Below are 21,854 nucleotides of genomic sequence, written 5' to 3'. Positions count from 1 at the left end.
AAAACCCGCGGCTTGTGCTATTTTCCTTGGCAACCTTCGGGGGCTGAACCATGCGTGGGCTGCTTGCATCGGTGGCGTTGATTTTCACAGCGACAACGGCCGCTGCGGGGAGCCCCTTGTTCGATGCCGTTGCCACCGGAAACACCGCCGCCGTCGAGCAGGTTCTGGCTACCGGTGCCGATGTCGATAGCCGCGCACGCGATGAGGCGACGCCTCTCATCAACGCCGCGCTCGCAGCCCAGCTTGCCATAGCCGAATTGCTCATCGGCAAAGGCGCCGATGTCATGGCTCGGAATTCAGGCGGCTTTACGCCGCTTCATGCCGCGGCCTTTTCCGGCAGCCTGCCGATCAGCAAGCTGCTTCTCAGCCATGGCGCGACGCTCGACGACGCGGCCAATAAGGCGGGTGTGACCCCGCTGATGGTAGCTGGTGAGGAAAACCACGTCGCTCTCGCCACGTTTCTTCTCGCTGAGGGGGCTGACGTCGGTCATGCCGAGGTTCACGGCTACACGCCAATCACGCGAGCGATCTGGAAGGGCAACACGGACATCGTGCGGCTGTTCAAGCGGCATGGCGCGCCTTGCCCTCCGGCCAGCCGCATCGGCGAGAAAGAATACGCGAAGTGCATGGAAATCCATGATTGAATAGGAGGCACAGATGTATGCAGGGACCAGAAGCGGTGCGCGAGGAATTGGTCGCTCAATGGCGGTGTTCCTTCTGGCTTTGGCAGCTGTCGGTGGATCGCGGGCTTTTGCCGACGACTCGGTAAACACGGGCTACTTCGGCGGCGTGGCGATCATGGGATACGACCCCGTAGCCTATTTCACCGAAGGCAAAGCGGTGAAAGGCTCCGAGGAATTCTCCCACGAATGGCTGGGGACGCCGTGGCTTTTCGCCAATGCCAAACACCGCGAAATGTTCATCAGCGAGCCGATCAAATATGCGCCTCAGTATGGCGGCTACTGCGCGGGCGAGGTGGCTCTCGGGTCGGTCACGATCAACGTCGATCCAGAAGCATTCAAGATCATCGACGGCAAGCTTTACCTGATCTACGACAAGGGATCGGCGGAGGGGTTTGCCGCGCATGTGGCGGAAGAAGTGCCGAAAGCCGATAGCAATTGGCCGAAGGTCGTAGCCGATCTCAAGCGGGATCAGTATCACTGACCACACGTGGAACGCGGCTATTTGACGGGCGAAAAATAGAAGACCTTGGTGGAGTTCACATAAGCATAGCTGGTTTCAGCGGGCAAGTTTGCAGGTCTGTAGACCGGGCCGCAATCGGCTCGTCCAAATGCATTTTCGCTCTGCTCGCAGAGCATGTCGCCATTGACGAAAACCGTTCCGGTGATCATCTGCGTCGCCGAGCGGAAGGCTGACTTGCCGTCGCGTTCGATTTGCATGAGTGCAGGGCTTCCTGAGGGCTCGGTCTTGCCCCGGAGGAGTTTGCCCATGACGGTGCTTGCGATTTCTTCACCGTGCAGGCGATCATGCTCGTCGCCCTTGAAACCGAACGGCCATTCCGGCAGGCCAGCCTCGCGCAGAGCATCGAGGATAAACGCCAAATCCTGCTCATTGCGGAAGTGGGCATTGCTGATACGCCAGCCCGCCAGAGAATCGCGCCCAGCCAGAAAGCGAAGTCCCTCGGCGACAGTCGCACGGGCGTCATCGAGGCGACCGGCACGGGCATAGGCCATAGCGAGTGGGGTAACGAAATCGCCATTTCCCGGAGAACCATCGCGCGCGCGTTCGAAACTGTCGATGGCCTTCGCGTAATCGCGCTGCAAATAAAAAACCAGGCCAGCAGTGTATCGGTTGATGGCGGAGAGGTTCGGATCGTGCCTGAGCGCCGTCTCGACGGCCGCGCCGGCCTCGGCATGATTACCGGAGAACAATTGAACGTATGCCAACGCCATATGAGCCTCGGCATCGGTGGACCCAAGCGACACTGCCTGCTGCGCCGAGGTGACCGCCTGTTCATAGCGGCGGTCCACGACTTGCATGACGGCAAGAACAGCGTATGGCGATGAAAGAACCGGGTCGAGCGCCAGCGCGCGACTTGCCTTCTCGTAGGCCCTCTTTCGCGCCAACGCGCTCTGGAGAACGTCGTCGTACGCGCTTCGCCAGACATAAGCGGTCGCGTGCGCGTCGGCTGCGAAGGCCTCTGCAAAACCGGGGTCGAGCGCCTCCGCTTTGTCAAAGAGCGCCAGTGCTTCGAGCAGTCGGGAACGGCGGCCGGTGCGCGTCGCCTGCTCGGCACGAAGGTAGTAGTCGTATGCCTCGAGATTCGCAGTCGGCGGACGGGTAATCCGCTCTGCCTCAGATTGAGTCAGTTTCAGGCCGAGTGCTTCGGCGATCTGCCGACTGAGTTCATCCTGCACAGCCATTACATCCGCCGCAGCGCGGTTGAATCGGTTGGCCCACAGGTGGTCACCGCTTGCGGCATCGCTCAGTTGCGCATTGACGCGGATTTGATCGCCTATCCGTTGGACGCTGCCCTCGACGACAAAGCGTACGCCAAGATCGCGTCCGATGTCGGCCAAAACGAGAGGCTTGCCTTTGTATGCAAACACCGAATTATGGCCGATGACGTCAAGGTCCGAAAGCATGGTCAGATCGGCAATCAGGCTGTCGGTAATGCCATCCGTGAAATAATCCTGGCCGGCGTCGCTACTCAAATTGGCGAAAGGAAGCACCGCGACAGATGGACGTTGCGGCACAAACGGCCATGGCCATGCGAAGACAATCGCAGTGGTCGCGATCAGCAGCGCTGCAAGCGTGGCCAGAATGACCGCCCGCCGGCGCGGCCGACGGGAGGCGACGACCTTGCCTGCCTCAGAGGGATCTAACAGGACATGATAGACGCGAACCGGATCGGCTATGTTCTTCAGTTGCTGCTCACCGAGAGAGGAGAAACCGACCTCAGTCTTGTGTACCGTGTGATCGAATGCGGTGCCGGATATGCAAATTCCGCCGGGCTGGGCGAGACTCTCCAGCCGCGCGGCTATGTTGACGCCGTCTCCGTGAATGTCCTCTCCCTCGACGATGACATCGCCGAGATTGACGCCGATGCGGAAAAACATCCGCTGTTCGGGCCGCAGGGCCGCATTGCGTTCCGCCTTTTGTTGCTGGATTTTGACGGCGCAGCGCAAGGCATCCACCACGCTATGGAACTCAACCAGAATCCCGTCGCCCATGGTCTTGATCAGGCGGCCGTGATGCGTAGCAATCTTCGGCTCGAAGAGTTCGTGGAGGTCGGTGTGGAAGCGGATACGCGTTCCCTCTTCGTCGATCTCGCTCAGGCGGCTGTAACCGACCACATCCGCAATCAGGACTGCTGCAAGGCGGCGCTCCATACCAGCTCTTTCCGGGTGTCCGATCCCTTACCGTTATCTTACAGCAGGTGCCGTGCCGTTGCTATCAGAGTTGCCCGAAGTGGCATCACGTTCGCCGGCCACATGCTCTCGTGGAGAGGGCGTAATCTGAGAGGCCTATCGCGCGTCCGTCCATAGAATGGGCTGTCCGCGATATCGGCCCGACAGCAGCTTCCTTCAGCATTGACCAAGATTCGGAATTGTAAGTCCTGCCTTACGGAGTCCTTCCACGCGGCGGTTAAAGTCCTCGGGGTTTCGGAATGGAAGGACGCGGCGGCGGCGTTCTACAGAGAAATTGGGATTGATCTGGAACGCCTTTTCCCAGGCCTGACGGCTCTCCTCCGAGCGGCCGAGGTGGCCGTAACATGAGGCAAGCAGGGCGTAGGCGGTCTCCGATTGGGAGTTTTGTTGGAGCCGCTGCTCGATGGCTGCAATTGCCTGCTCATATTCGCCGAGAGAAAAGTGCGCATCGGCGAGAAATTGGAAGAGAATTTCCGGGTGGTGCGGGTCAAGCCGTATCGATGCATCGAGTGTTTCCAGGGCGCCGGCGGGATCGCCGGAGAATATCTGGATATGGGCCATCAGTCTCAGGAGCTCGGCGGAGTTGGGCGACAGCGCGAGGCCCTGCTGCACTTCCGCCCGCGCCCGGTCCAGTTCCCGGTTCCACATGCAAGCCATGCCCAGTGCAAAGTGGCCGTTGGGCTGTTCCCCGGCCATCTCCACGGCCTGCTGCGCGAGATCCATCCCGATCCGCAGCGACCCTTCCGGATCGTTGCTCCAGGCGTTGACGTAATCGAGTACGTGGGTGAAGGAGATGAGTGCTTGGGCGGCCGCATATTCCGGATCGATGGCGAGGGCGTCGGCCGCCAGGCTGCGGGCCGCTATGTTTCCTGTTCGGGTATGGCCCGACGCCTGCTCGCGGCCACGCAATAACAACTCGTATGCGCTGACATTGAGTGCACGCCCCTTTGCCAACCGGTCCTGGTCGCCATGTGTGAGGTTCAGCCTGAGCGCGGCCACGATCTCTTGCGTGAGCTCATCCTGAACCGCAAAAATGTCGGTGAGGTCGCGATCGAAGCGGCTGGCCCAGATGTGTCCGCCGTTGCTGGCGTCGATCAATTGGGCCGTGACACGCACGCGGTTGCCGGCCTTGCGCACGCTGCCCTCGAGGACATAGCGGACGCCGAGCGCCTTGGCCATCTCAGGCACGGAGGCTGTTACATTCTTGTAGACGAAGGATGAGTTGCGGGCGATGACGTGCAACTCGGACAGCTTCGAGAGGTCGGTGATGATGTCCTCGCTGATACCGTCGGAGAAATATTCCTGTTCGGCGTCGCCGCTCATGTTGTTGAACGCCAGTACGGCGATGGAGGGTTTATCGGGAACGGCGGCAGCCGAAGGCATTTTCGTTGCGGCCGGCTGCGCTTGTCGTGCGGGGTTCGGCTGCGGCGTTCCGATCTGAAGCGAATAAACCCGCATTGGCTCAGCGATATTCTTGAGCTGGATTTGGCCGAGGTCGGTCACGGCAAAATCAAACCGCGCTTTCACTTGCCGGTAGGCGTCTTCGGAGAGACAGATGGCGCCGGGCTTGGCAATTCCCTCCAACCGCGCGGCGATATTGACGCCGTCGCCCATCAAGTCGCCGTCACTCTCCTCTACCACATCCCCCAGATGGATCCCCACCCGGAACTCGATGCGATGCTCGGGGGACACGCCGACATTGCGCTCGACCATGGCAGTCTGAACCTCGATCGCGCAGCGCACGGCGTCCACGACGCTGCGAAACTCGATGAGGCTTCCGTCTCCTGTTCGCTTGACCACGCGGCCATTGTGCACGGCGATGGTCGGATCGACCAGATCGCTGCGCAGCGTTCTCAGCCGCGCCAAGATGCGATCTTCGTCCGCACCGGCGAGACGGCTGTAGCCGACCACATCTGCGACCAGGATCGCCGCCAGTTTTCGCGTCACGCTCGTAGCCCCAGTTCTTCTTAGGATCAAAATAACACAGTGTGACCGGCAACGCCGCCAAATCTGATTCCGTTGCCTGAGAAGCGGTCCCTGAACTTGAAGATAGTCGGTGAAGCTTACGCGATACCCGCGGCTAATCTCTGTCTTTCAGCGAGAAGGCAAGGACGTAGTCTCCGATATCCTTCGAATAGGGTGCGCCGCCAACCGATATCAGGACATATTGCTTACCTGTTTTTGGCGAGACATAGGTCATGGGCGTCGCGCTCGAGCCGACCGGCAGGGGATATTTCCAGAGCTCGGTACCGTTCTCGGCGTCATAGGCGCGGATATAATAATCCTGGAAGCCAGCGAAAAAGACGACGCCGCCCGCGGTCGCGGACGTGCCGGCGTAGCTCGGCAGACCCATCGGCATAGGCAGCTTGGTTTTGATCTTAAACGGCCCGAGTTCTTCGGCGGTGCCGGCTGGAACCTGCCATGCGATCTTGCGGGTGCTCAGATCCACTGCGGTGACGGTACCGAAGGGCGGCTGCGTGCAGGGAACGCGGAGCCGCGAGGTCCACATTTCGGTGGCCATGGCGTAAGGTGTGCCTCGTTGCGGTGCCGAGGGGCCGTGCGCGGTCGTGGTGAGGGCAAAGTCGACATACTCCTCGCGCGGAATGAGTGCAAAGAGACTGGGCACGCGGATATCGTTCATGAAGACGCGGTTGTTGGGCAGATCGACCGATACGCTTCCCCAATTGAGGCCGCCCAGATTTCCCGGCTGCTGGATCGCATACTGCGTGCCGATCGGGGTGAAATCGCCGTCGTAGCGCATCTTGCGGAATGCGATGCGGCATGCCAGCTGATCGAACATCGTCAGGCCCCAGGCCGTCTGCTCCGTCACGCGCTCCGCGCCGATTGTCGGCATGCCGACCGAGTAGGGCTGCGTCGGGGAGAGTTTCTCTTCCGGTGCGCCGCCTTCCTGCGGGACCGGCTTCTCCTGAACTTCGGCAAGCGGTGTGCCGGTCCGGCGGTCGAGGAGAAAAAGCTGCCCGCGTTTGGTGGTCTGCAGCAGAGCAGGCAGGGTGGCGCCGTTGCCGTCAGGCAGGTCGATCAGGACCGGTTGGGCCGGCAGATCATAATCCCAGATATCGTGATGCACGGTCTGGAATTTCCATTTCTCGCGACCCGTCGTCACATCGAGCGCCACCAATGTCGCGTTGTACTGATCGGCGAAAGCAGGACGATTGACGCCGTAATAATCTGGCGTGGTATTGCCGAGCGGTGCATAGATGAGACCGAGCTTGTCGTCGAATGCGGCCGTCGTCCACATGTTGGGGGTGGCCCGCGTATAAGTCTGGCCCTCCGGCGGGAGTTTGGTGATCTCAGGGTTGCCAAGATCCCATGCCCATTCGAGCTCGCCGGTGACCACGTTGAACGCGCGGATGACGCCCGAGGGCTCGCCGACCTCCTGATTGTCCGTGACCCAGCCTCCGACGACGATCAGGTTGCGGGCAATCAGCGGCGCCGATGTCTGGAAGTAATAGCCTGTCTTGACTTCGCCCATGCCCTGGGAAAGCTGCACGGTGCCATTGTCTCCGAAGCCTTTGCAAAGTGCGCCGGTCTTACTGTCGATCTCCAGGAGACGGGCATCAATCGTCGTCTGCACCAAACGCTCGTTACAGAGACCATCGGCGGACTGGGTCTCCTTTGGCATCTTGTAGTAACCGAGACCGCGGCAGCGTTGCCAGTAAGGCGCCGTCGCTTTGGGATCGAAGGCCCAGCGGGGTTTGCCGGTATCTGCATCGAGCGCTGCGATCACATCTGTCGGCGTGCAGGTGTAGACCGTATCGCCGATCTGCAGAGGCGTGTTCTGATCGGCGCCATCGCTTTTTCCGGTGCGATATGTCCAGGCAAGATCGAGCTTGGACACGTTGCCGCGGTTGATCTGATCGAATGGGGAATAACGATCTCCTGCCGTGGTGCGGCCATAGGATGTCCAGTCGGAGGGAGCGTTGTCACCCTTGGCCGTCTTGTAGGCGGTAATGTCGGCTGAGGGGCGGATGACGCCGTGTGGTACGAGGCTAAGACCAAAACCCGCGACAAAGATGAGAGCTGTCACCAAGGCGGCGGCATAAAAGACCTTCCGGTTGGCGCTCGGGGAACGCGACGGCGCAAAGAGAAGCGCAAAGCCTGCCAGCGCGATGGGGGACATCAAGCGGGCAAAAAGCGCCCAAAAATTAAGACCCGACTCCCATAACGCCCAGGGAAGGGTGAAAACAGCGACAAGCAGGACGATGAGGCTGCCTGACATCTTCCGGCGCCACAGCAGAAACGCGCCAACCACATAAGAAAGCCCAACGATCGCGTAATAGGGCGAGCCGCCGAGGCGCAGCAGCCAGGCGCCGCCTCCGATCAACCCTAATCCGATAAAGGCGAGAACAAGACAAAATAGGGTAGCCAGAAATTTCATAGTCTCCTCATCCAATCCGCCGCCCGATTACCTGGATTCCAACTCCGACCGTCGCAAGGCCCCTCGGGAAGCACAGGGGCCATGGGTTGATGGTCAGAGATGCGTCTTCGGGAGAGGGTGCTCTCTCGTTCAATTTTTACCTGATGTACCTGTGGTCACTGACACGCGGCTCCGATCCGGCAATGATGCCACCGCTGCTCTGCGGCAACGGCTTGCCATTCCAAATCGAGTCAATACTTCTGAAAGGGGCACAGATGTTTCTCGGCGAAAAGCTTGATCAAGCGAACGGGCGACCGACAGGATTCGATTATATGCGATTACTGTTAGCCTTTTCAGTGCTTTGGATACATACAGCCCGCGTCACGTACGGCGATGACCTGTTTCTCTGGGAGTCACCCTTCCGCCCTGTTATCAAGTCAGTGCTGCCGATGTTCTTTGTCCTGAGCGGGTTCTTGGTGGCTGGCAGTCTTGAACGATCGAAGACATTGATCTCCTTTCTCGGTAACCGATTTATCCGCATCTACCCTGCTCTTGCGGTTGAGGTATTGCTGGCTGCCTTTATACTCGGAGCGATCTATACAGAGTATGACCTGCGTGACTATTTCACCGATCCTCAGTTTTTTACATATCTGATGAATGTCACAGGGCACATTCACTTCAATCTTCCCGGGGTATTCCTGGATAATCCTGATGCCGCGATGGTGAACGGGCAGCTCTGGACGGTGCCCTTCGAGCTTGAGTGCTATGCGGTGATCGCCGCCCTCTTCTTGCTCGGCGTCGTCAGGCGGCGGGTGATTGCCCTTATCGCAACGCCGGCCTTGATCATAAGCTTCGGTATCGCAAGATATTGGAAACATGAAAGTGATTGGGCGAATATGCCGACGACTGCGTCGGGCAATCTGCTCATTTGTGCTTTTCTTGTGGGGGTGACCTTCTATCTCTACAAGGACAAGGTTCTTTGGGATATCCGAATTTTCCTCGCCTCGGTGGCATTCATATTGTGGGCCTATTGGTTCACCTCCTTTGGGGACTTCGTTGCCATTCCGGCCATGGGATATGTCACCGTCTTCCTTGGTCTCACCTCGCCCCGCAAGCTTGGCGTCCTGCGTGGAGCCGACTACTCCTACGGCGTCTTCCTCTATGGCTATCCGATCCAACAGGCGTTCGTAGCGCTCGGGCCTTGGGCGCATAACTGGTGGCTGAACGGCATTGTCTGCAGCATCATTGCCACTTGCTTTGCCGCCTTCTCGTGGAGATTCATCGAAAAGCCAGCGCTGAAATTGAGGAAGCAAGTCACCTGGCTGGAAAACTTCAGGCTCCAACGCGGCGCAAAACGGCAATTGGCCGGTGCAATCTCGAAATAGGCTTGTCCGTCGATACCGGCCTCGAGGCTGGCAATTCCATCGCAGGTGCTTAACCGACAAAGAGGTCAGCAGGGCTCGCCATCGCGAGCCCTGTTTCGTTGTTGCCTGACCCATCACCACTGATGAACATCCGGGTCCGTCATAGGGGGCCGAGTTCTGCGTAGGCTGTTACCCAACCCTGATACCGTCGATGTCACATGCTTGCCGGGAAAGCGTAACCCCGACCGTGGCGAGCGCATATGCGCTCATCCAGGGCCCGTGACTAAACTTATTTTTTCGGAAAAAATGAATATTCAGTTCGGCGAGAGAATGCCGTAACCGCATCCCCGGCTTCTGTATAAGCCTTCGATGCCTAAATCTTTCCAGCCGCTATATCCATGAATTTCTTGGTTTTTGACGATGGAGTGGCCTTGTTGGATGAATAGCCGAATATTCTCCGGCGTGGCTCAGCCGAGTTATTGGGCGGGTGTTAGCATTATTTTAACCGTAATGGATAAAATACTTTGATCGGACTTCGTTCTGACTTTGGGTTTTGTCATGTCATTGAGGGCTGACGGTGGCTTGAAGGAGGTGTGAAGAGAGGAACAGAATAATGCTGAACAGCACGCTCATCGTGGTTGCCGTCTCCATCGCCGCCGGAGCAACCATTCGCGCTTGGGCCTTTGCAACCTTCGCATTTCTGGTGGTCGCGGCCTTGGGCGCCGTGACCCTGCTGAAAGGCTCCTCCTTGACGGAAGCGATCGTTTCTTGCCTCGAAGTGCTTGTGTTGATGGAGATATGCTATCTGGCGGGTCTATTCGCCTTCTCGTGGTGGGGGCATATTCAAAAGCGCCGGAAAAAGAACTCCATCGCCGATCGCTCCCATGTCACAGGCAAGCGTCCTCATGGATAATGACTGAGGCGGCAGGATGCTCTGTGTTTGCGCTATGTCAGGATGTCTAAAGCGCGGCGCAATCTTTCAGATTCACTCCTCACGCTTTAGATCTTTATTTCCAACGCATGTTGTTATCGCAGAACCGCTGCGCATTCTGCGCGACATGCCTTAGGAGTCCACCTTGGGCAGTAGGGCCTGCCGGGACAGCAGGGCGGAGAGTGTTTTTGCCATTATCGCGAAATCCAGCGCGAGCGTCCATTTGGACAAATACTCGACGTCGAGGGAAACTCTATTCTGATAGCTGACGTCGTTGCGCCCGCTGGACTGCCAATGGCCAGTCAGGCCGGGACGGACGGCCATGTAGGCGTAAGCATGTTCACCGTAACGCGGCAGCTCTTCTTTGGTAATGGCGCAGGGCCCGACGAGGCTCATTTGACCCAGCAACACGTTGATCATTTGCGGAAGCCTGGCGAGGCTCGATCGTCTCAAAATATCGCCGACGACAGTGACCTGCGCTTTGGCCGTTGCGTCGGCTCTTGTCGTACGAAACTCGAGGCAACCAAACTCTTTTCCCTTATGACCGAGCCGACGATGGGAATTGAATACAGGCCCCCAATCACTTAGCGTTATGATGACTGCCACCGACAGAAGGAGCGGCGACAGAAGGAATAAGACACTTGCCGCAATGATGATGTCCAATGCACGCTTCAGAATTCTGCTGATCCTATGGGATTGTGACGAATTGAATGGACGCCTTTCCTGTCGAACCCTGACGAAATCCCGCCAAGGTTTGGTTGGGTTGACGCCCTGATTTTTTCCCGCCATCCGCGTCTCCGTTAGACGAACCCCAGAAATAACAGCCAAAGCTTGTTTTAACGCAAGTTTGATGTCTGTGACCGAGGTCATAATCTTCAATAAATTCTTTATACTCTGAAGAAATTCTTTTGACTATTTAAATATTACATTTGTTATTGAAATATATAACGGAGGCGTCATTCATATTTATTTTATATTCTTATATTACTCTTACAATTGTTAACTTATTCTACGGATTGGCAACTGTCACAAATTGTATAAAAACCGTCGCGCAGCTTCAAGGATTTTCTTTGGATAGAATTCAATATGAATTTTATTATATATAAATGTGAGGAGTCGTCATAATTATGTATAGTTTAAACACGAGATTTTTATTTTATTACTGTTTGACTTTATAATTTAACGCATTACGAATGTCGCTCAAGACAGTAAATCAATTAGTCTGCGTGGAGTTGCGCGTATGGACGGGGCGATTAGCATCAGAGACAACAGGACTAGAGGAAGCGCGGCGCGAATAGGCGAAGCGGTTACTTGCGCGCCTTTAGGTATTGTTTACGGCGGCCGGGCCGATTTGGATCACGAGTTTCCGTTTTGCCGCTCAAGTATTCGAAAGTTTCGCCGCGGTGAGGTTATTGCCAGCGCCGGTGTCCTCATCGACATGTTCGCCCGCGTACAGCGCGGGATGGTGAGCGCAAGCACTCCGCTTGCCGATGGACGAGAGTTCATCGTCGAATTCATTCCTAAAGGTGGCTTGATCGGCGAATTGGAGGTGCTGCGCAAGCAGTCTCTCAGCCTGGAATATCGAGCCTCCTCGGACTGCGAACTGCATTACTTCGACGGTCGGTTGCTGCGGGACTTGTGTGCGAACGATCCGCAATTTCAGGTGAAGATCCTGTCGAAGGCACTGGCGCGTGTTTCCGAACTCGAGCTGCGGATCATTTCCAATGCCGGATCGAGTCTAAGGCAGAGACTGGCCCGGACGCTGCTGCGTCTTTCTGCCTTGTACAGGATGGATGCGCAGAATAGCGGTGACGAGCTGATCATCTCCCAACATGACTTGGCCGCGACGCTGCCGGCGTCACGTGAGAAGGTCAACCAATGCCTGCGGCGTTTGCGCGAGAGCAAAGTGGTCGACGGGACGCAGGGCAAAATCCGCATTCTCAATCGGAAGGCGCTGGAGGCCTACGCTGAGGGTGTGACGTCCCTCGCTTGAGACGTCACGGCGATAAAAACGAAAGAGCAGAAAGCCTTTGTGTTTGAATGGCTGTGGGAGTTGATAATCGGACGAAGCAGGGCTGAAAGACCAGATTGGCGTTTTACCCCCTTATCTTCGTGGACGTTGTGCCCAAACCGCTGCGCAATTTTGCGCGACATGCTCTAGATTTCGTTCTCGGAAGCATTCCTCCAGTATTTCCACCCTTCACCCTGTATGAGCCCGTGATCGGACAGGTCCTTCCAGCTTCGGTAGGTGCCCGTATCGTCATAGACGAAGTCATCCATGTCCTTGCCTGAGGAATATACGGTGTATTCTTCCGTATGTTGGGACAGGTGTGCCGCATCGGCAACCTTGTGCACGAAGGTCGACAGGAACTTGAAATGCAGAAGGGCGCCGGATACGCCGAGCGCTCCGCGCATGTCGCCCAAATTCAGGGAGAGTGGCCAGACCTGATGCGATGATTTGAGAAACAGACGTTCACCCTGGACATAGACGAGAGGTATCTTGTTAAGCGCGGGGCCGTCCCAGAGCCGGTCGTGGAAATAGACCCGCCCGCGAACGCCGCCCTTGATCCATATTGTCCAGTTGCGTTCGTCGAAATGCGCGACATAGCCGGATCGGTCGAAGAGATTGCAGACCTCGAGCGGGTTGCGACCGGGTTCGCAGATGTTTTCAAGAACGGGATGCGGGCTGTACATGTCGATCATGACCGAGCGGAGGGAGTGGCCGCCCATGGATTCGATATAGGCGGTCAATTGATCGATCGGCCGGGTGTCGCAATGGGGATAGACCAGAAATTCATCTGCATCAACGTACAGGACCCACTTCTCCCGGCAGTGCCGGTTGATGACTTCGTTGATCCAGTCGTTTCCGAATCTCGCCGCCTTGTAGGACCCATGAGCCGAAAGAAGAGAGACATCGTCGAAGCTGGATAGCAACTCGGCCGTGCCGTCGGTCGAGCCGTTGTCGATGCAGATGAAGTGCTCGAAGCCGAGATCACGATAATACTGCAGGAAGAAGGCCAGCCGGTGCCCTTCGTCGCGGATGACGCAGATGACGACGTGGCGCGCCTGCTTGAGCCCGCTGCGCAGCAGCTCATAGCGAACCTGCCGAGCCTTGAGCGACCGGCGCAGGCGGGCTTTCACGTAATGCGAGATACTGGCGGCGGAAGCCCTATAACTCATATTCTGTCCTGAACATTATCCATTCCTGGAATGAATGGATGAATACTTGCGCTTCCGTCTGCAAATCCACGGCTCGACCGGTGACGCTGAGTTCAGTCACGCGGACATTCAGGTCGGACCAACCATACATCATCATACTGCGTAATCGCCAACCAGCAGGCTCTGGACCCGAGGATTGGATCCGTCTTTCTCAATTGCGTGTTCGATGCGTGCCCGTATCGACCTGTATTTATACAGCATCTTACGGTCGAAGCTTATTCCGCGATACAGCGAGTTGTAAATCGGATGTGCTTTGCGCAGGTCGACGTAGACCTGGCTTTCTTTATCGGTCCATGGAAAGAAGGTTCCGTGCCACGGCTTCGGATGCGCCATATAATGGACGATCGACAAGGAGGACATGTTCACCAGATGAAGGAACTGTTTGGGAAAGTTCCACCGGTTCGATACGAGGATGAGCGATGAACCGCAGACATAATTCAATGCGCCCTGATCATGTTTGCCCTCGCAGGCCTCGGGATTTCTAGCAAAAAGCTCAAGCGCCTCCTGCCCGATCCAGCCGGTGCGATGGAATTTCAGGACCCCCGCGTTGAAATAGTGGCTGCTGTTTCCAGTGTCGAGGAAGTCATGGATCGCCGTATAATCGCGCGCTGCGAAAAACCGGCCCTCGGGCACAGTGGCACTTTCGAACGCACCGAGATCGCTGACGATCTGGGTATCTCCATCGAGGTAGATGATCTGGGTATAGTTGTCAGGCAGGATTTCGCAAAGGACCAGCTTGGCCATCGTGCTGACGCTGATGCGTCCCTGGAAATGCGAACTGTCGAGTTTGCCGAGCGAGTCCTGCAGCGCTTCGGTCGCATCGCTCAGTATGACACTGCTCCTCGCAAGCAAGGCTTTCAGCTCTTCGAAATTATCGAGATGTTCCGACATGAGGACGCAGACATCGGTCGCGGGGCTTGCGAATTTGCGAGCCTGAAGCGCCGAGAGAATAGTCGGAAATGAATACTCGACATCCGTGACGTAGACGACGCACTGATTGTTCATGTCATCACCCTTCCGATTGTCCGCAATACAAATGAATCGGCATTGTCTTTCCAGTCGAGGGAACAGTTGTGAATTGCGCTGACGGCTCTGTCATATGAAGGCCCTGTTCGGTATATATAGCCGGCGTCCAGACCGGTGGTGCTGAATCGGTGTCTGGCTGCCGGCGGCTTTTGTGTGTTTCATTGTTGAGATATTCGCCATGGAGAGTGCCTTGCCTGTGACAGGGCTGTGTTTCGACATCTTGTTTCGCGGTACGACGATTGGTGCCGGGACCCTTGTCGGAATGCAGAGGGAAGGGGGATTGTCATGCTGATCACCACACTCGTGGCAGCCGTGATTTCGATCGCTGCCGGGGCTTCCATCCGCGCCTGGGCTTTCGCAATTTTTGCATTCCTCGTGGCAATCGGCTTCGGCAGCGTGGCTTTTGCCGACGGGTCTTCGGTGATCGCGGCCACGCTCTCCGGTATCGCCATCCTCGCGCTCATGGAAATCGGCTATCTGGCAGGCGCGTTCCTGTCGGGGCTTTTGCGGCGCAGTGCCAGGCTGCGGGAAAACAATTCCGTCGCAGATAGCGTCGCGACCACCAGTGAGCGCCCGCAAGGCTAATGTTGACATAGAACCTGCAGCATATCCTTGCGCGGATGACCTTGCAGGACCGCGTTCGTCCGACAGGCCACTTTTACAGGCGATCCTTGAAAGACGCGGCGCGGCCAGCCGACGTCGACCCGGTGCCGACACGCCGATGGCTTGACGAGATCGCCATCCCGCGCGATGGCTGAGCTTCACAGCGGGCCTCATCGTGTTGAAAACATCGGCGCTCTCGGCAGAGATGTCGATGTCTCCAATGGGGATCGGTTGGCAAGCGATCGGTTTGCGCGCCGTGGCGAGATATTGGTTGCTGCCAGGCAGCCGGCCGCCAGACCTGCTGTGGTGCTGAACAGCAAGCCGAGATCGGTACCGCTTCCCGATATCGCCGCCGAGGCGACCTGCGCGATGGATGCCATAACCGCAGCGTTTCCGATCGCGCGCATCTCCCGATCGCCTGACATGCGCCGGCCGGAGGCTCTCACAAGGCTGTACAGGAAGGCGGCGAAGAGAAGAGTGCCGGTCAATCCGACATTGGAGAGCAATGCAGCGATGAAGCTCGAGGCTCTAACCGTGCCGAGTCCGGCGCCGAAGGTGGCTGTATCGACGAATGCGATCAATGCCAGCGTGTTCCAGGCAGTGCGCTCTTCGCCGGATTGCGATTGAAGTTTGTCCGACAAGGTGGTGTTCACCAGGCCGGCGATGGAATCCCACGCATCGGGGACAAGGCTTAGCGCGACGATCCCGCAGGGAATCAAGAACAGCGTGATCACGAGGAGTGTCACGTGCGGGGTCGTGGCCGGGCCGCCGATCAGTCGTTTCAAGCAATACAGCACGAACATGCAGACAACGAAGATGCCGGCGATATAGGCGGTTGTCGACGTGCAAAGGACGATCGTCGGGCCGATGAAAAGCGTTGCAAGTCCGGCCATACGGCTTTGGACGCGCTCCAGCCAAAGCATGAGCGTGAAGGAAAAATAGGCCAATGCGACCGCGCCATAAGTGCTTGCTTCAGGGAACGGACCGACGATGCGTTTGAAGCCACTGATCGTCTCGGCCGTATGCATCGTATAATTCGCATTTCTGATGACATCGAGCAGGTAGGACTGGTCGGTCAGGAACGTTCCGATATCAATCAACGCCAGGGCAAAACATGCAATCGAGGCCACGATCAACTGCAGTGCGATGAAACGGGCATATCCGAGCCTGGTAAGCCCCGAGATAACGGCAAAGCAGGCGAGATCGCCGAGCAGATAGACGGACTGGCTGAGATTGGACGAACCCGGCGACAGGGGAGCGGCCACCGTCGACATCATGCCCGTGGCGTCTCGTGCAGAGGAGTAGACGAGGGTCGCGCCTGCAAAGATGCGGGGCAAAAAGAAAGACGATGCCACGGAAAACAGGATGTAGGCGGCAAACCAGAAACCGGGACCCGGATAGGCCATGCTGGCCAGCATGGCCTGTGTTTGAGCCGGGCGCAGCAGGGCGGCGGCCACGAGAAAAAGCACGAGAAGATGGCTTGGCTGGATGCTGCTGCCGCCGAGCGCGGGCAATTGGAGAGCCGCAGCGGCCCCCAGCAACGTCGAGAGGCAAAGGGTCGCGATCGCAAAACGCGCGCCGTTGACCATGCCGAGCAGGCCAAGCAGCAGAACGATGAAACCGATCGGTTCTATCGACATGCTTCAGATCCCGATCCGGACGGCGAGCGGCGGAGGCATCGGTTTTGCCGAAGACCGGCATCCGCCTTTCGGCGCGATGCTTGAGGCGGAAGTCGCCAGCTGTCGTCGATGGTCACAACCGCCCCCTAATTCGATCCCGTCTGGGATATCCAGCCGGGAGCCGCCTGATTATCGCCTGCCACATTCGACAGCGGGACGGTCGAGCTTTGCTGCTGCGGCGCGGACTGCAACTGCAGCGGAGGCGACGGCGTCTGAAGGTCCGTATCGATGCCGATTTCGACGACATCATGCGGCCGCAAGGTGGTCGTCTCGTCCGCCTCGATGTTGCGATAAGTCCCGTCTTCGTTGCGACGCACGATCCTGTAGTTCTTTTGCGCTCTGCCAAGACCCGGCGTTTCCGTATTCATCTGGGCGAGCTGCGCGCTGTAGCCAGCCTGCTCGCCCAGAAGCTGGGCCACCTGGATGTCGATTGCCGCCCTGCCGATCGCGAGATTGACCTGGTTCAGCAGTTCCTGGTTTTCACTGTTCTGCCGGTTGACGATATTGATCTTTGAACGATCGGCTTCGCTGAGCCCCTGGCGAGCCGTGGTCAGGGCGACTTCGAGATCGATCAGGGTGCCTTGTGCATCCGCGACCCCGCGGTCGACCGAGACCTGACGGGAATTGCTGACCAGGCCCTTGCTCACCAGGCTGTTGACATTATCCAGTTCCTTTTGCGCGAGCTCGATCTGCCGCTTTTGCGAATTGATCTTGGCCTCGAGCGACTGGACCTGCTGGCCGTAGAGACGGGTGAGGTCGCTCGCCGCATCGATCTGGCTTTCGATATCGACACGTCGCAGCCGCATCAGGTTCAATTCCTGCGCCTTCAGCTTGTCTACATCGGGCGTTCCGGCAAGCTCGGCAGGGATCTCGAAACTCTGTTCGCCGGCGATCTCGGCTCGCAACCGCGCCTGACGCATCAGAAGATCGCGCCGGTTGAGAATGGCCGTTCGATAGGCGCCGGCAGCCTGGATCCGGTCGCGCTCGAAGACGGTATTCTCCTCGCGCTCGCGAAGGAAGCCGCCGGCGATGCTGACGGCCTTCATGACCGTCATATCGGCTTCAAAAGCATAACGCCCGGGGGTCTGCACGGTCCCGGTTACGAAGATCGGCGCATGCTGGGCAATTTCCAAGGCGATGAACGGCTTTCCCGGCAGTTCCGCCTTTTCGGCGAGCGCAGTGGCGATCGCATCGGAAACCTGTTCCGTCGTCTTCCCGATCGCCTGCACCTGGCCGGCGATCGGGATTGCCAGATTGCCGGCATCATCGACTGTATATGTCCCGCCAAGTGCTTCCCAGCTGGCATAGCGGGAATCCGAAGATCGCCATTCGACGACCCGCAGTCTCACCTGATCTTCCGGCACGAGGGTATAGTTTTCCGCATGGGCGACGCTCCAGCCGGTCACGCAGGAAAATACCAGCAAGGCAAGGGCGGCGGAGATGAGGCGATCGGACAAGGATGTGCGCTGCATTGTCTGCTATCTCCGTTTCGTTGCGATCGACGGCGAAGGCATCTCGCGCGGCAAGGGATTGCCGAATTCGAGAATGCGGGACGGAGAGGCGCGGCCGACAAGAAGATCGGACAGCGCCAACAAATTGCCGTTCAAACGTCCCCAGCGGTCGATCAAGCGATCATTGAACAATAGGCCCCGCGTATTCGCCAGGATGTTACGGCCGATCTGTGCAATGGCGCGGCCCTTCGACATCGTGCCCTTCCGGATCAGGTAGACAGGATTGGCAACCTGCGAATAGCCGAGTCTCCGACCGGGCTGGCGCCCGGATTTGACGCCGAGATGGACGCCGCGGGCGCCTTCGACCCGCACCGACCTGCCGTAGCGGGCGATGGACCGGCTGAAATCGACGTCCTCGAGCCAGCCGTAGAGCGGCAGTTGCTCATCAAAGGCCAGCGCGTGCTCGAGAATGGGTGAAAGGCGAACCGCCATGTTGCATCCATAGGCGTTATAGATTTCCGTCACCTGCTCGGCCCCTTCGGCCGCAGTTTCAAGAACCTGCAGGGCGTTTGACATGCTGAGGCCACCGTCGAGGATGCCATCGGCCAGAACTTCACCGGTGGCGATCGCCACGTCGGGGTTTGCCGCAAAGACAGCTGCCATCCGCGACAGGAAGGTCGCGGCGGGAATGAAGTCGTCATCCAGGAAGATCAGAACATCCGTATCGGCGGCGGCGGCCTGGATGATCCTGTTGCGCTGAGAGGTCAGGCCGCGGCTGCCGACGATGACTTCCACATCAAGGCGGTCGGCGAGCCCGGCGGCGTCGTCGATCGCGGGCACGCAGACGATCAGCCGCTCCGGCTGGTCCGGCAGGGTGGTGAGATAATCGACCGTCTCCCGCAGTATCGAGGGGCGGCCTGCCGAAGCAATCCCCACGGCCATTCGCAACGGGCGCTTCGCGCGCTCAGCCATGGCTTCAGCGCCGCAAGGAACAGGCGCCGGCCTGATCGGGCCGTCCTGTCTGGTTGCTTCTGCCGAAGGCGAGGTCATGAGTGCATTCTTTCCGGTGCATGGTTAATGACTGCGCCGAGGATCTCCGCGCCGACATTCCGCAGGGTGTCGATGACGCGCATGGTATCGTCAATCGAGGTGCGTCCGTGCGAGGTGACCACGAGGACACCGTCCAGTTCCGGCGCGATCGCATTGGCATCCGGCGAAGCAGAGAATGCGGAGATGTCGATGAATATGGCGTCGAACTCCTTTTTCAGGTCGGCGAAGCTCAACTGCGTACGGCGGGAACTGAGGCGAATGGCCGGCGTCACGACTTCGATCTTGCCGAGGGGAAGGAATTTCAGTGTCGGGGTGAGGGGCAATGCCGCCGTCTGGATCAGTTCGCCATTGTCGAGAACATCGACGAGGCCTGTGGAACTATGGGGCGCGATCGAATTGCTGAGTGACGACTTCTGCGCAGCCGCATCGATCAGCAGCGTGTGAGCCCCTGATATCGATGACAGCACTGCAAGTTCGCGTGCAATGGTCGAGGCTCCGCTGCCGGGATCAACGGCGACGATTCCAATGACGACCCGGCGTTTGCGTCGAAGGCCGACAACCGTCGCGCTCAGTTCCGCCATGCCCGGAATAACAGGATAGGCGGCTGTGCTGCTGCTGCCGGTACCGGCGGGGAGAAAACGCGCAGGGTGACCCATGTGGGTCCTCCTCGATGTCCCCAGCAAAGTGACAAAGGGCAGCCCACTGGCTTCCGCGATCTGATGGGGGCGGACGATCCGGCGATCGCCGACGTGCCTTATCATGGCGAGTGCCAAGCCGACGCCAAGACCAACCGCCGCCGCAAAGGCGATGATGAGCGTGCTGCGCGGTCTGGCCTTCGAAAGAGGCAGCGTGGCCCGCGAGACGATCGTGGCATCGGACACCGGGTAGGTGATGCGCTGCCGGGCTTCCGTCAGCTGGTTCAAGGTATTTTCATAGAGGCTGCGGCGGGCATCCGTTGCACTCTGCAGCTCCGCAAGCTTGAACTGATCGCGCGGGTTGCTGGTGAAGCTGGCCAGGGCGCTGGCGGCCTCGGCCAGTCCACGCTGCTGCTCGCTTACGAATCTTTCCAGCCATTCGCTATATTGCCGGGAAGCACTGGCCTTCATCGCGATATTCTTCTGGATATATTGCCTAGCGAGCATATCGGCGATGTCGACGGCCCTTTGAGGGGTCGACGCAGCAGCCGAGATCTCGATGATCGTCGAACTCCCGACCCGGCGTATTCCTATCATGTTCAGCAGCGTGGCGATCGCCCGATCCTGGATCCGCTCGTCCTCCGCGTGCGGTTGTGCTTCACGCGGCCCTGTGCCTGCTGCTTGCTGCGATTCCGTATCCGGTTCAGAAGAAATCCCCATCAACCAGTTCTTTGCCCTATCCTGCAGCGAAGGCGTCTGATCGACAAAGTCGGGATCGGTATCGAGACCAAGTGCCCTTACCGTTCCACCGACGACATCGCTGGATCTGGCAATCTCCAGCTGTCCCTCTATGAACGCGTCTTCCGCGAAAGCCCTCTGCGCTTCAGAGCCGCTCACCTGGGGGACGATCACAAGTTGCGTGCTGGCAACGAAAGTCGGCTCGGCGGTCAGCACGTAGGCCCCGGCCATTGCGAGGAAGGCAAAAGTTGTCGCCAGAACCCACGGCCAGCGCATTCTGAGAAAGAAGAGCATATCCCGCAAGGTCAGCGGGGAATTCCCGCCAGGGGCTGCGGCAGCCAGAGGTATCGGCGAAACGCCGCTGAAGATCGTGCTGGAGGTCATGTCGTCCTAATCCAAAATGGCGAGATCACGGAGTAACCAGGTAGTGGCAGCTTGGAGGGGACGGAGGGAGCAGCATGTCTTCCGATTTCAGGCATGATCGGCAGCTCTCCCCTTGAATGCTCAGTACGAGCCACGTTGCGAAAACAGAGCGGGAATGGTCTTGGCAATGATGACGAAGTCCCGGCCGAGCGACCAGTTGTCGAGATAGTGAACGTCGAGGGAAACCCGGTACTCGTAACTGACATCGTTGCGCCCGCTGGTCTGCCAGTGACCGGTCAGGCCCGGGCGCACGGCCATGTAGGCCCATATATGCTCGCCGTAGCGCGGCAATTCCTCGGCGGTGATCGGCCGGGGGCCGACAAGGCTCATTTCGCCACGCACGATATTGATCAGTTGGGGAAGCTCGTCGATGCTCGACCGCCGCAGAATCTCGCCGACCGCCGTGATCCTCGGATCGTCCTTCAGCTTGCGTGTCGCTTCCCATTCGCTTCGCGCAATCGGGTTGTTTTGCAGCAATTCGGCAAGCTGAGCACTCGCATCGGTCTTCATCGTGCGAAACTTGAGGCATCCGAACGGTGCTCCGCCGACGCCGATGCGCGTATGGGAATAGAAGACCGGGCCGCGGTCGCTTATCTTGACGATCAATGCGACGATTAACAGAAGCGGGGAAAGCAGGATCAGCGCAATGATCGCGATGAGAAGGTCTATCGCGCGCTTCGACGATCTGCCTGCCGCACGAGGCCGGGACGAATGGAGATCGCCGCCTTCTGCGGACCGTCCGACACGCGACCAAGCCTCGAAACTATGTGCTTCCCATGTCATCGGTGGTCTCCAAATATTCCGATTAAGAACCATTCAATGTTTGCTGCGCCGCACTCTTGTTGTCTGTTACCAAGGTCATAATCCTTAATAAATTCTTTATGCTACTAAGCGGCATTCGAGAATTCCGACTAGTCCTCGGTAGCCTCTTTTCATTGCAAATGCCAATCTAACCTACTTCGAGG

General features: G+C 58.2%; 17 protein-coding genes. 6 read left to right on the top strand and 11 right to left on the bottom strand.

Annotated features, from left to right (window positions below; genetic code table 11):
- The first annotated feature begins 50 nt into the window (after window positions 1–50).
- Window positions 51–644, top strand: a complete 594-nt coding sequence (locus ELH03_RS17070; protein ID WP_128400607.1) for an ankyrin repeat domain-containing protein — start codon at window positions 51–53, stop codon at window positions 642–644.
- 13 nt (window positions 645–657) lie between these two features.
- On the top strand, window positions 658–1,164 hold the full coding sequence (locus tag ELH03_RS17065) for a YHS domain-containing (seleno)protein (protein WP_128400606.1): 507 nt from the start codon (window positions 658–660) through the stop codon (window positions 1,162–1,164).
- A 17-nt stretch (window positions 1,165–1,181) separates the two neighbouring features.
- Here ELH03_RS17065 and ELH03_RS17060 read toward each other — a convergent pair whose 3' ends face one another.
- The 3 genes from ELH03_RS17060 to ELH03_RS17050 form a co-directional block, all read right to left on the bottom strand.
- Window positions 1,182–3,353, bottom strand: a complete 2,172-nt coding sequence (locus tag ELH03_RS17060) for an adenylate/guanylate cyclase domain-containing protein (protein WP_164902027.1) — start codon at window positions 3,351–3,353, stop codon at window positions 1,182–1,184.
- A gap of 195 nt (window positions 3,354–3,548) precedes the next feature.
- Window positions 3,549–5,339, bottom strand: a complete 1,791-nt coding sequence (locus ELH03_RS17055) for a tetratricopeptide repeat protein (RefSeq protein WP_128412703.1) — start codon at window positions 5,337–5,339, stop codon at window positions 3,549–3,551.
- Window positions 5,340–5,472: 133 nt separating this feature from the next.
- Window positions 5,473–7,791, bottom strand: a complete 2,319-nt coding sequence (locus tag ELH03_RS17050) for a membrane-bound PQQ-dependent dehydrogenase, glucose/quinate/shikimate family (RefSeq protein ID WP_128412702.1) — start codon at window positions 7,789–7,791, stop codon at window positions 5,473–5,475.
- A gap of 254 nt (window positions 7,792–8,045) precedes the next feature.
- On the opposite strand from ELH03_RS17050, the gene ELH03_RS17045 reads away from it, so the two are divergent.
- The gene (locus tag ELH03_RS17045; protein ID WP_128400626.1) at window positions 8,046–9,155 is read left to right on the top strand and encodes an acyltransferase family protein; all 1,110 of its coding nucleotides are present in this window, start codon (window positions 8,046–8,048) and stop codon (window positions 9,153–9,155) included.
- A 592-nt stretch (window positions 9,156–9,747) separates the two neighbouring features.
- Window positions 9,748–10,047 (top strand): hypothetical protein, encoded by a 300-nt coding sequence (locus ELH03_RS17040; RefSeq protein WP_128412701.1) that lies wholly within the window; start codon window positions 9,748–9,750, stop codon window positions 10,045–10,047.
- 150 nt (window positions 10,048–10,197) lie between these two features.
- On the opposite strand, the gene ELH03_RS17035 is transcribed toward ELH03_RS17040, so the two are convergent.
- Window positions 10,198–10,854 carry a sugar transferase gene (locus ELH03_RS17035; RefSeq protein WP_128412705.1) on the bottom strand — a complete coding sequence of 219 codons (657 nt, stop codon included), beginning with the start codon at window positions 10,852–10,854 and terminating at the stop codon, window positions 10,198–10,200.
- A gap of 451 nt (window positions 10,855–11,305) precedes the next feature.
- On the opposite strand from ELH03_RS17035, the gene ELH03_RS17030 reads away from it, so the two are divergent.
- Window positions 11,306–12,058 carry a Crp/Fnr family transcriptional regulator gene (locus tag ELH03_RS17030; RefSeq protein ID WP_128412700.1) on the top strand — a complete coding sequence of 251 codons (753 nt, stop codon included), beginning with the start codon at window positions 11,306–11,308 and terminating at the stop codon, window positions 12,056–12,058.
- A 164-nt stretch (window positions 12,059–12,222) separates the two neighbouring features.
- Here the strand turns inward: ELH03_RS17030 and ELH03_RS17025 are convergent, their stop codons facing one another.
- Together ELH03_RS17025 and ELH03_RS17020 are read right to left on the bottom strand one after the other, a co-directional pair.
- The gene (locus tag ELH03_RS17025) at window positions 12,223–13,245 is read right to left on the bottom strand and encodes a glycosyltransferase family 2 protein (protein WP_128400600.1); all 1,023 of its coding nucleotides are present in this window, start codon (window positions 13,243–13,245) and stop codon (window positions 12,223–12,225) included.
- A 132-nt stretch (window positions 13,246–13,377) separates the two neighbouring features.
- Window positions 13,378–14,289 carry a glycosyltransferase family 8 protein gene (locus ELH03_RS17020; RefSeq protein WP_128400599.1) on the bottom strand — a complete coding sequence of 304 codons (912 nt, stop codon included), beginning with the start codon at window positions 14,287–14,289 and terminating at the stop codon, window positions 13,378–13,380.
- 306 nt (window positions 14,290–14,595) lie between these two features.
- On the opposite strand from ELH03_RS17020, the gene ELH03_RS17010 reads away from it, so the two are divergent.
- Window positions 14,596–14,895 carry a hypothetical protein gene (locus ELH03_RS17010; RefSeq protein ID WP_128400598.1) on the top strand — a complete coding sequence of 100 codons (300 nt, stop codon included), beginning with the start codon at window positions 14,596–14,598 and terminating at the stop codon, window positions 14,893–14,895.
- A gap of 188 nt (window positions 14,896–15,083) precedes the next feature.
- Here ELH03_RS17010 and ELH03_RS17005 read toward each other — a convergent pair whose 3' ends face one another.
- The 5 genes from ELH03_RS17005 to ELH03_RS16985 form a co-directional block, all read right to left on the bottom strand.
- A complete protein-coding gene (locus ELH03_RS17005) occupies window positions 15,084–16,553 on the bottom strand; it encodes a hypothetical protein (RefSeq protein ID WP_128400597.1) in 1,470 nt (489 codons plus the stop codon).
- 125 nt (window positions 16,554–16,678) lie between these two features.
- Window positions 16,679–18,064 (bottom strand): polysaccharide biosynthesis/export family protein, encoded by a 1,386-nt coding sequence (locus ELH03_RS17000; protein ID WP_105007210.1) that lies wholly within the window; start codon window positions 18,062–18,064, stop codon window positions 16,679–16,681.
- 6 nt (window positions 18,065–18,070) lie between these two features.
- A complete protein-coding gene (locus tag ELH03_RS16995; RefSeq protein ID WP_197727759.1) occupies window positions 18,071–19,093 on the bottom strand; it encodes a glycosyltransferase family 2 protein in 1,023 nt (340 codons plus the stop codon).
- Window positions 19,090–20,850 (bottom strand): GumC family protein, encoded by a 1,761-nt coding sequence (locus ELH03_RS16990; protein WP_128400595.1) that lies wholly within the window; start codon window positions 20,848–20,850, stop codon window positions 19,090–19,092. Before ELH03_RS16990 ends, ELH03_RS16995 begins: the two co-directional genes overlap by 4 nt.
- Window positions 20,851–20,970: 120 nt before the next feature.
- Window positions 20,971–21,672 carry a sugar transferase gene (locus tag ELH03_RS16985; protein ID WP_128400594.1) on the bottom strand — a complete coding sequence of 234 codons (702 nt, stop codon included), beginning with the start codon at window positions 21,670–21,672 and terminating at the stop codon, window positions 20,971–20,973.
- Between the last annotated feature and the right edge of the window lie 182 nt (window positions 21,673–21,854).

Source organism: Rhizobium beringeri, from assembly GCF_004306515.1.
GTDB classification, from domain to species: domain Bacteria; phylum Pseudomonadota; class Alphaproteobacteria; order Rhizobiales; family Rhizobiaceae; genus Rhizobium; species Rhizobium beringeri.
Note: the sequence above shows the minus strand (reverse complement) of the source record. Positions and strands in the feature narration are given on the sequence as shown.

Excerpts from the sequence above, each read along its gene's own strand:
- ELH03_RS17035 (WP_128412705.1), bottom strand. The coding sequence starts at position 10,854 with ATGGCGGGAAAAAATCAGGGCGTCAACCCAACCAAACCTTGGCGGGAT.
- ELH03_RS17060 (WP_164902027.1), bottom strand. The coding sequence starts at position 3,353 with ATGGAGCGCCGCCTTGCAGCAGTCCTGATTGCGGATGTGGTCGGTTAC.
- ELH03_RS17070 (WP_128400607.1), top strand. The coding sequence starts at position 51 with ATGCGTGGGCTGCTTGCATCGGTGGCGTTGATTTTCACAGCGACAACG.
- ELH03_RS17010 (WP_128400598.1), top strand. The coding sequence starts at position 14,596 with ATGCTGATCACCACACTCGTGGCAGCCGTGATTTCGATCGCTGCCGGG.
- ELH03_RS17030 (WP_128412700.1), top strand. The coding sequence starts at position 11,306 with ATGGACGGGGCGATTAGCATCAGAGACAACAGGACTAGAGGAAGCGCG.
- ELH03_RS17065 (WP_128400606.1), top strand. The coding sequence starts at position 658 with ATGTATGCAGGGACCAGAAGCGGTGCGCGAGGAATTGGTCGCTCAATG.
- ELH03_RS17025 (WP_128400600.1), bottom strand. The coding sequence starts at position 13,245 with ATGAGTTATAGGGCTTCCGCCGCCAGTATCTCGCATTACGTGAAAGCC.
- ELH03_RS17020 (WP_128400599.1), bottom strand. The coding sequence starts at position 14,289 with ATGAACAATCAGTGCGTCGTCTACGTCACGGATGTCGAGTATTCATTT.
- ELH03_RS17000 (WP_105007210.1), bottom strand. The coding sequence starts at position 18,064 with ATGCAGCGCACATCCTTGTCCGATCGCCTCATCTCCGCCGCCCTTGCC.
- ELH03_RS16995 (WP_197727759.1), bottom strand. The coding sequence starts at position 19,093 with ATGACCTCGCCTTCGGCAGAAGCAACCAGACAGGACGGCCCGATCAGG.
- ELH03_RS17005 (WP_128400597.1), bottom strand. The coding sequence starts at position 16,553 with ATGTCGATAGAACCGATCGGTTTCATCGTTCTGCTGCTTGGCCTGCTC.
- ELH03_RS17045 (WP_128400626.1), top strand. The coding sequence starts at position 8,046 with ATGTTTCTCGGCGAAAAGCTTGATCAAGCGAACGGGCGACCGACAGGA.
- ELH03_RS16985 (WP_128400594.1), bottom strand. The coding sequence starts at position 21,672 with ATGACATGGGAAGCACATAGTTTCGAGGCTTGGTCGCGTGTCGGACGG.
- ELH03_RS17040 (WP_128412701.1), top strand. The coding sequence starts at position 9,748 with ATGCTGAACAGCACGCTCATCGTGGTTGCCGTCTCCATCGCCGCCGGA.
- ELH03_RS16990 (WP_128400595.1), bottom strand. The coding sequence starts at position 20,850 with ATGACCTCCAGCACGATCTTCAGCGGCGTTTCGCCGATACCTCTGGCT.
- ELH03_RS17050 (WP_128412702.1), bottom strand. The coding sequence starts at position 7,791 with ATGAAATTTCTGGCTACCCTATTTTGTCTTGTTCTCGCCTTTATCGGA.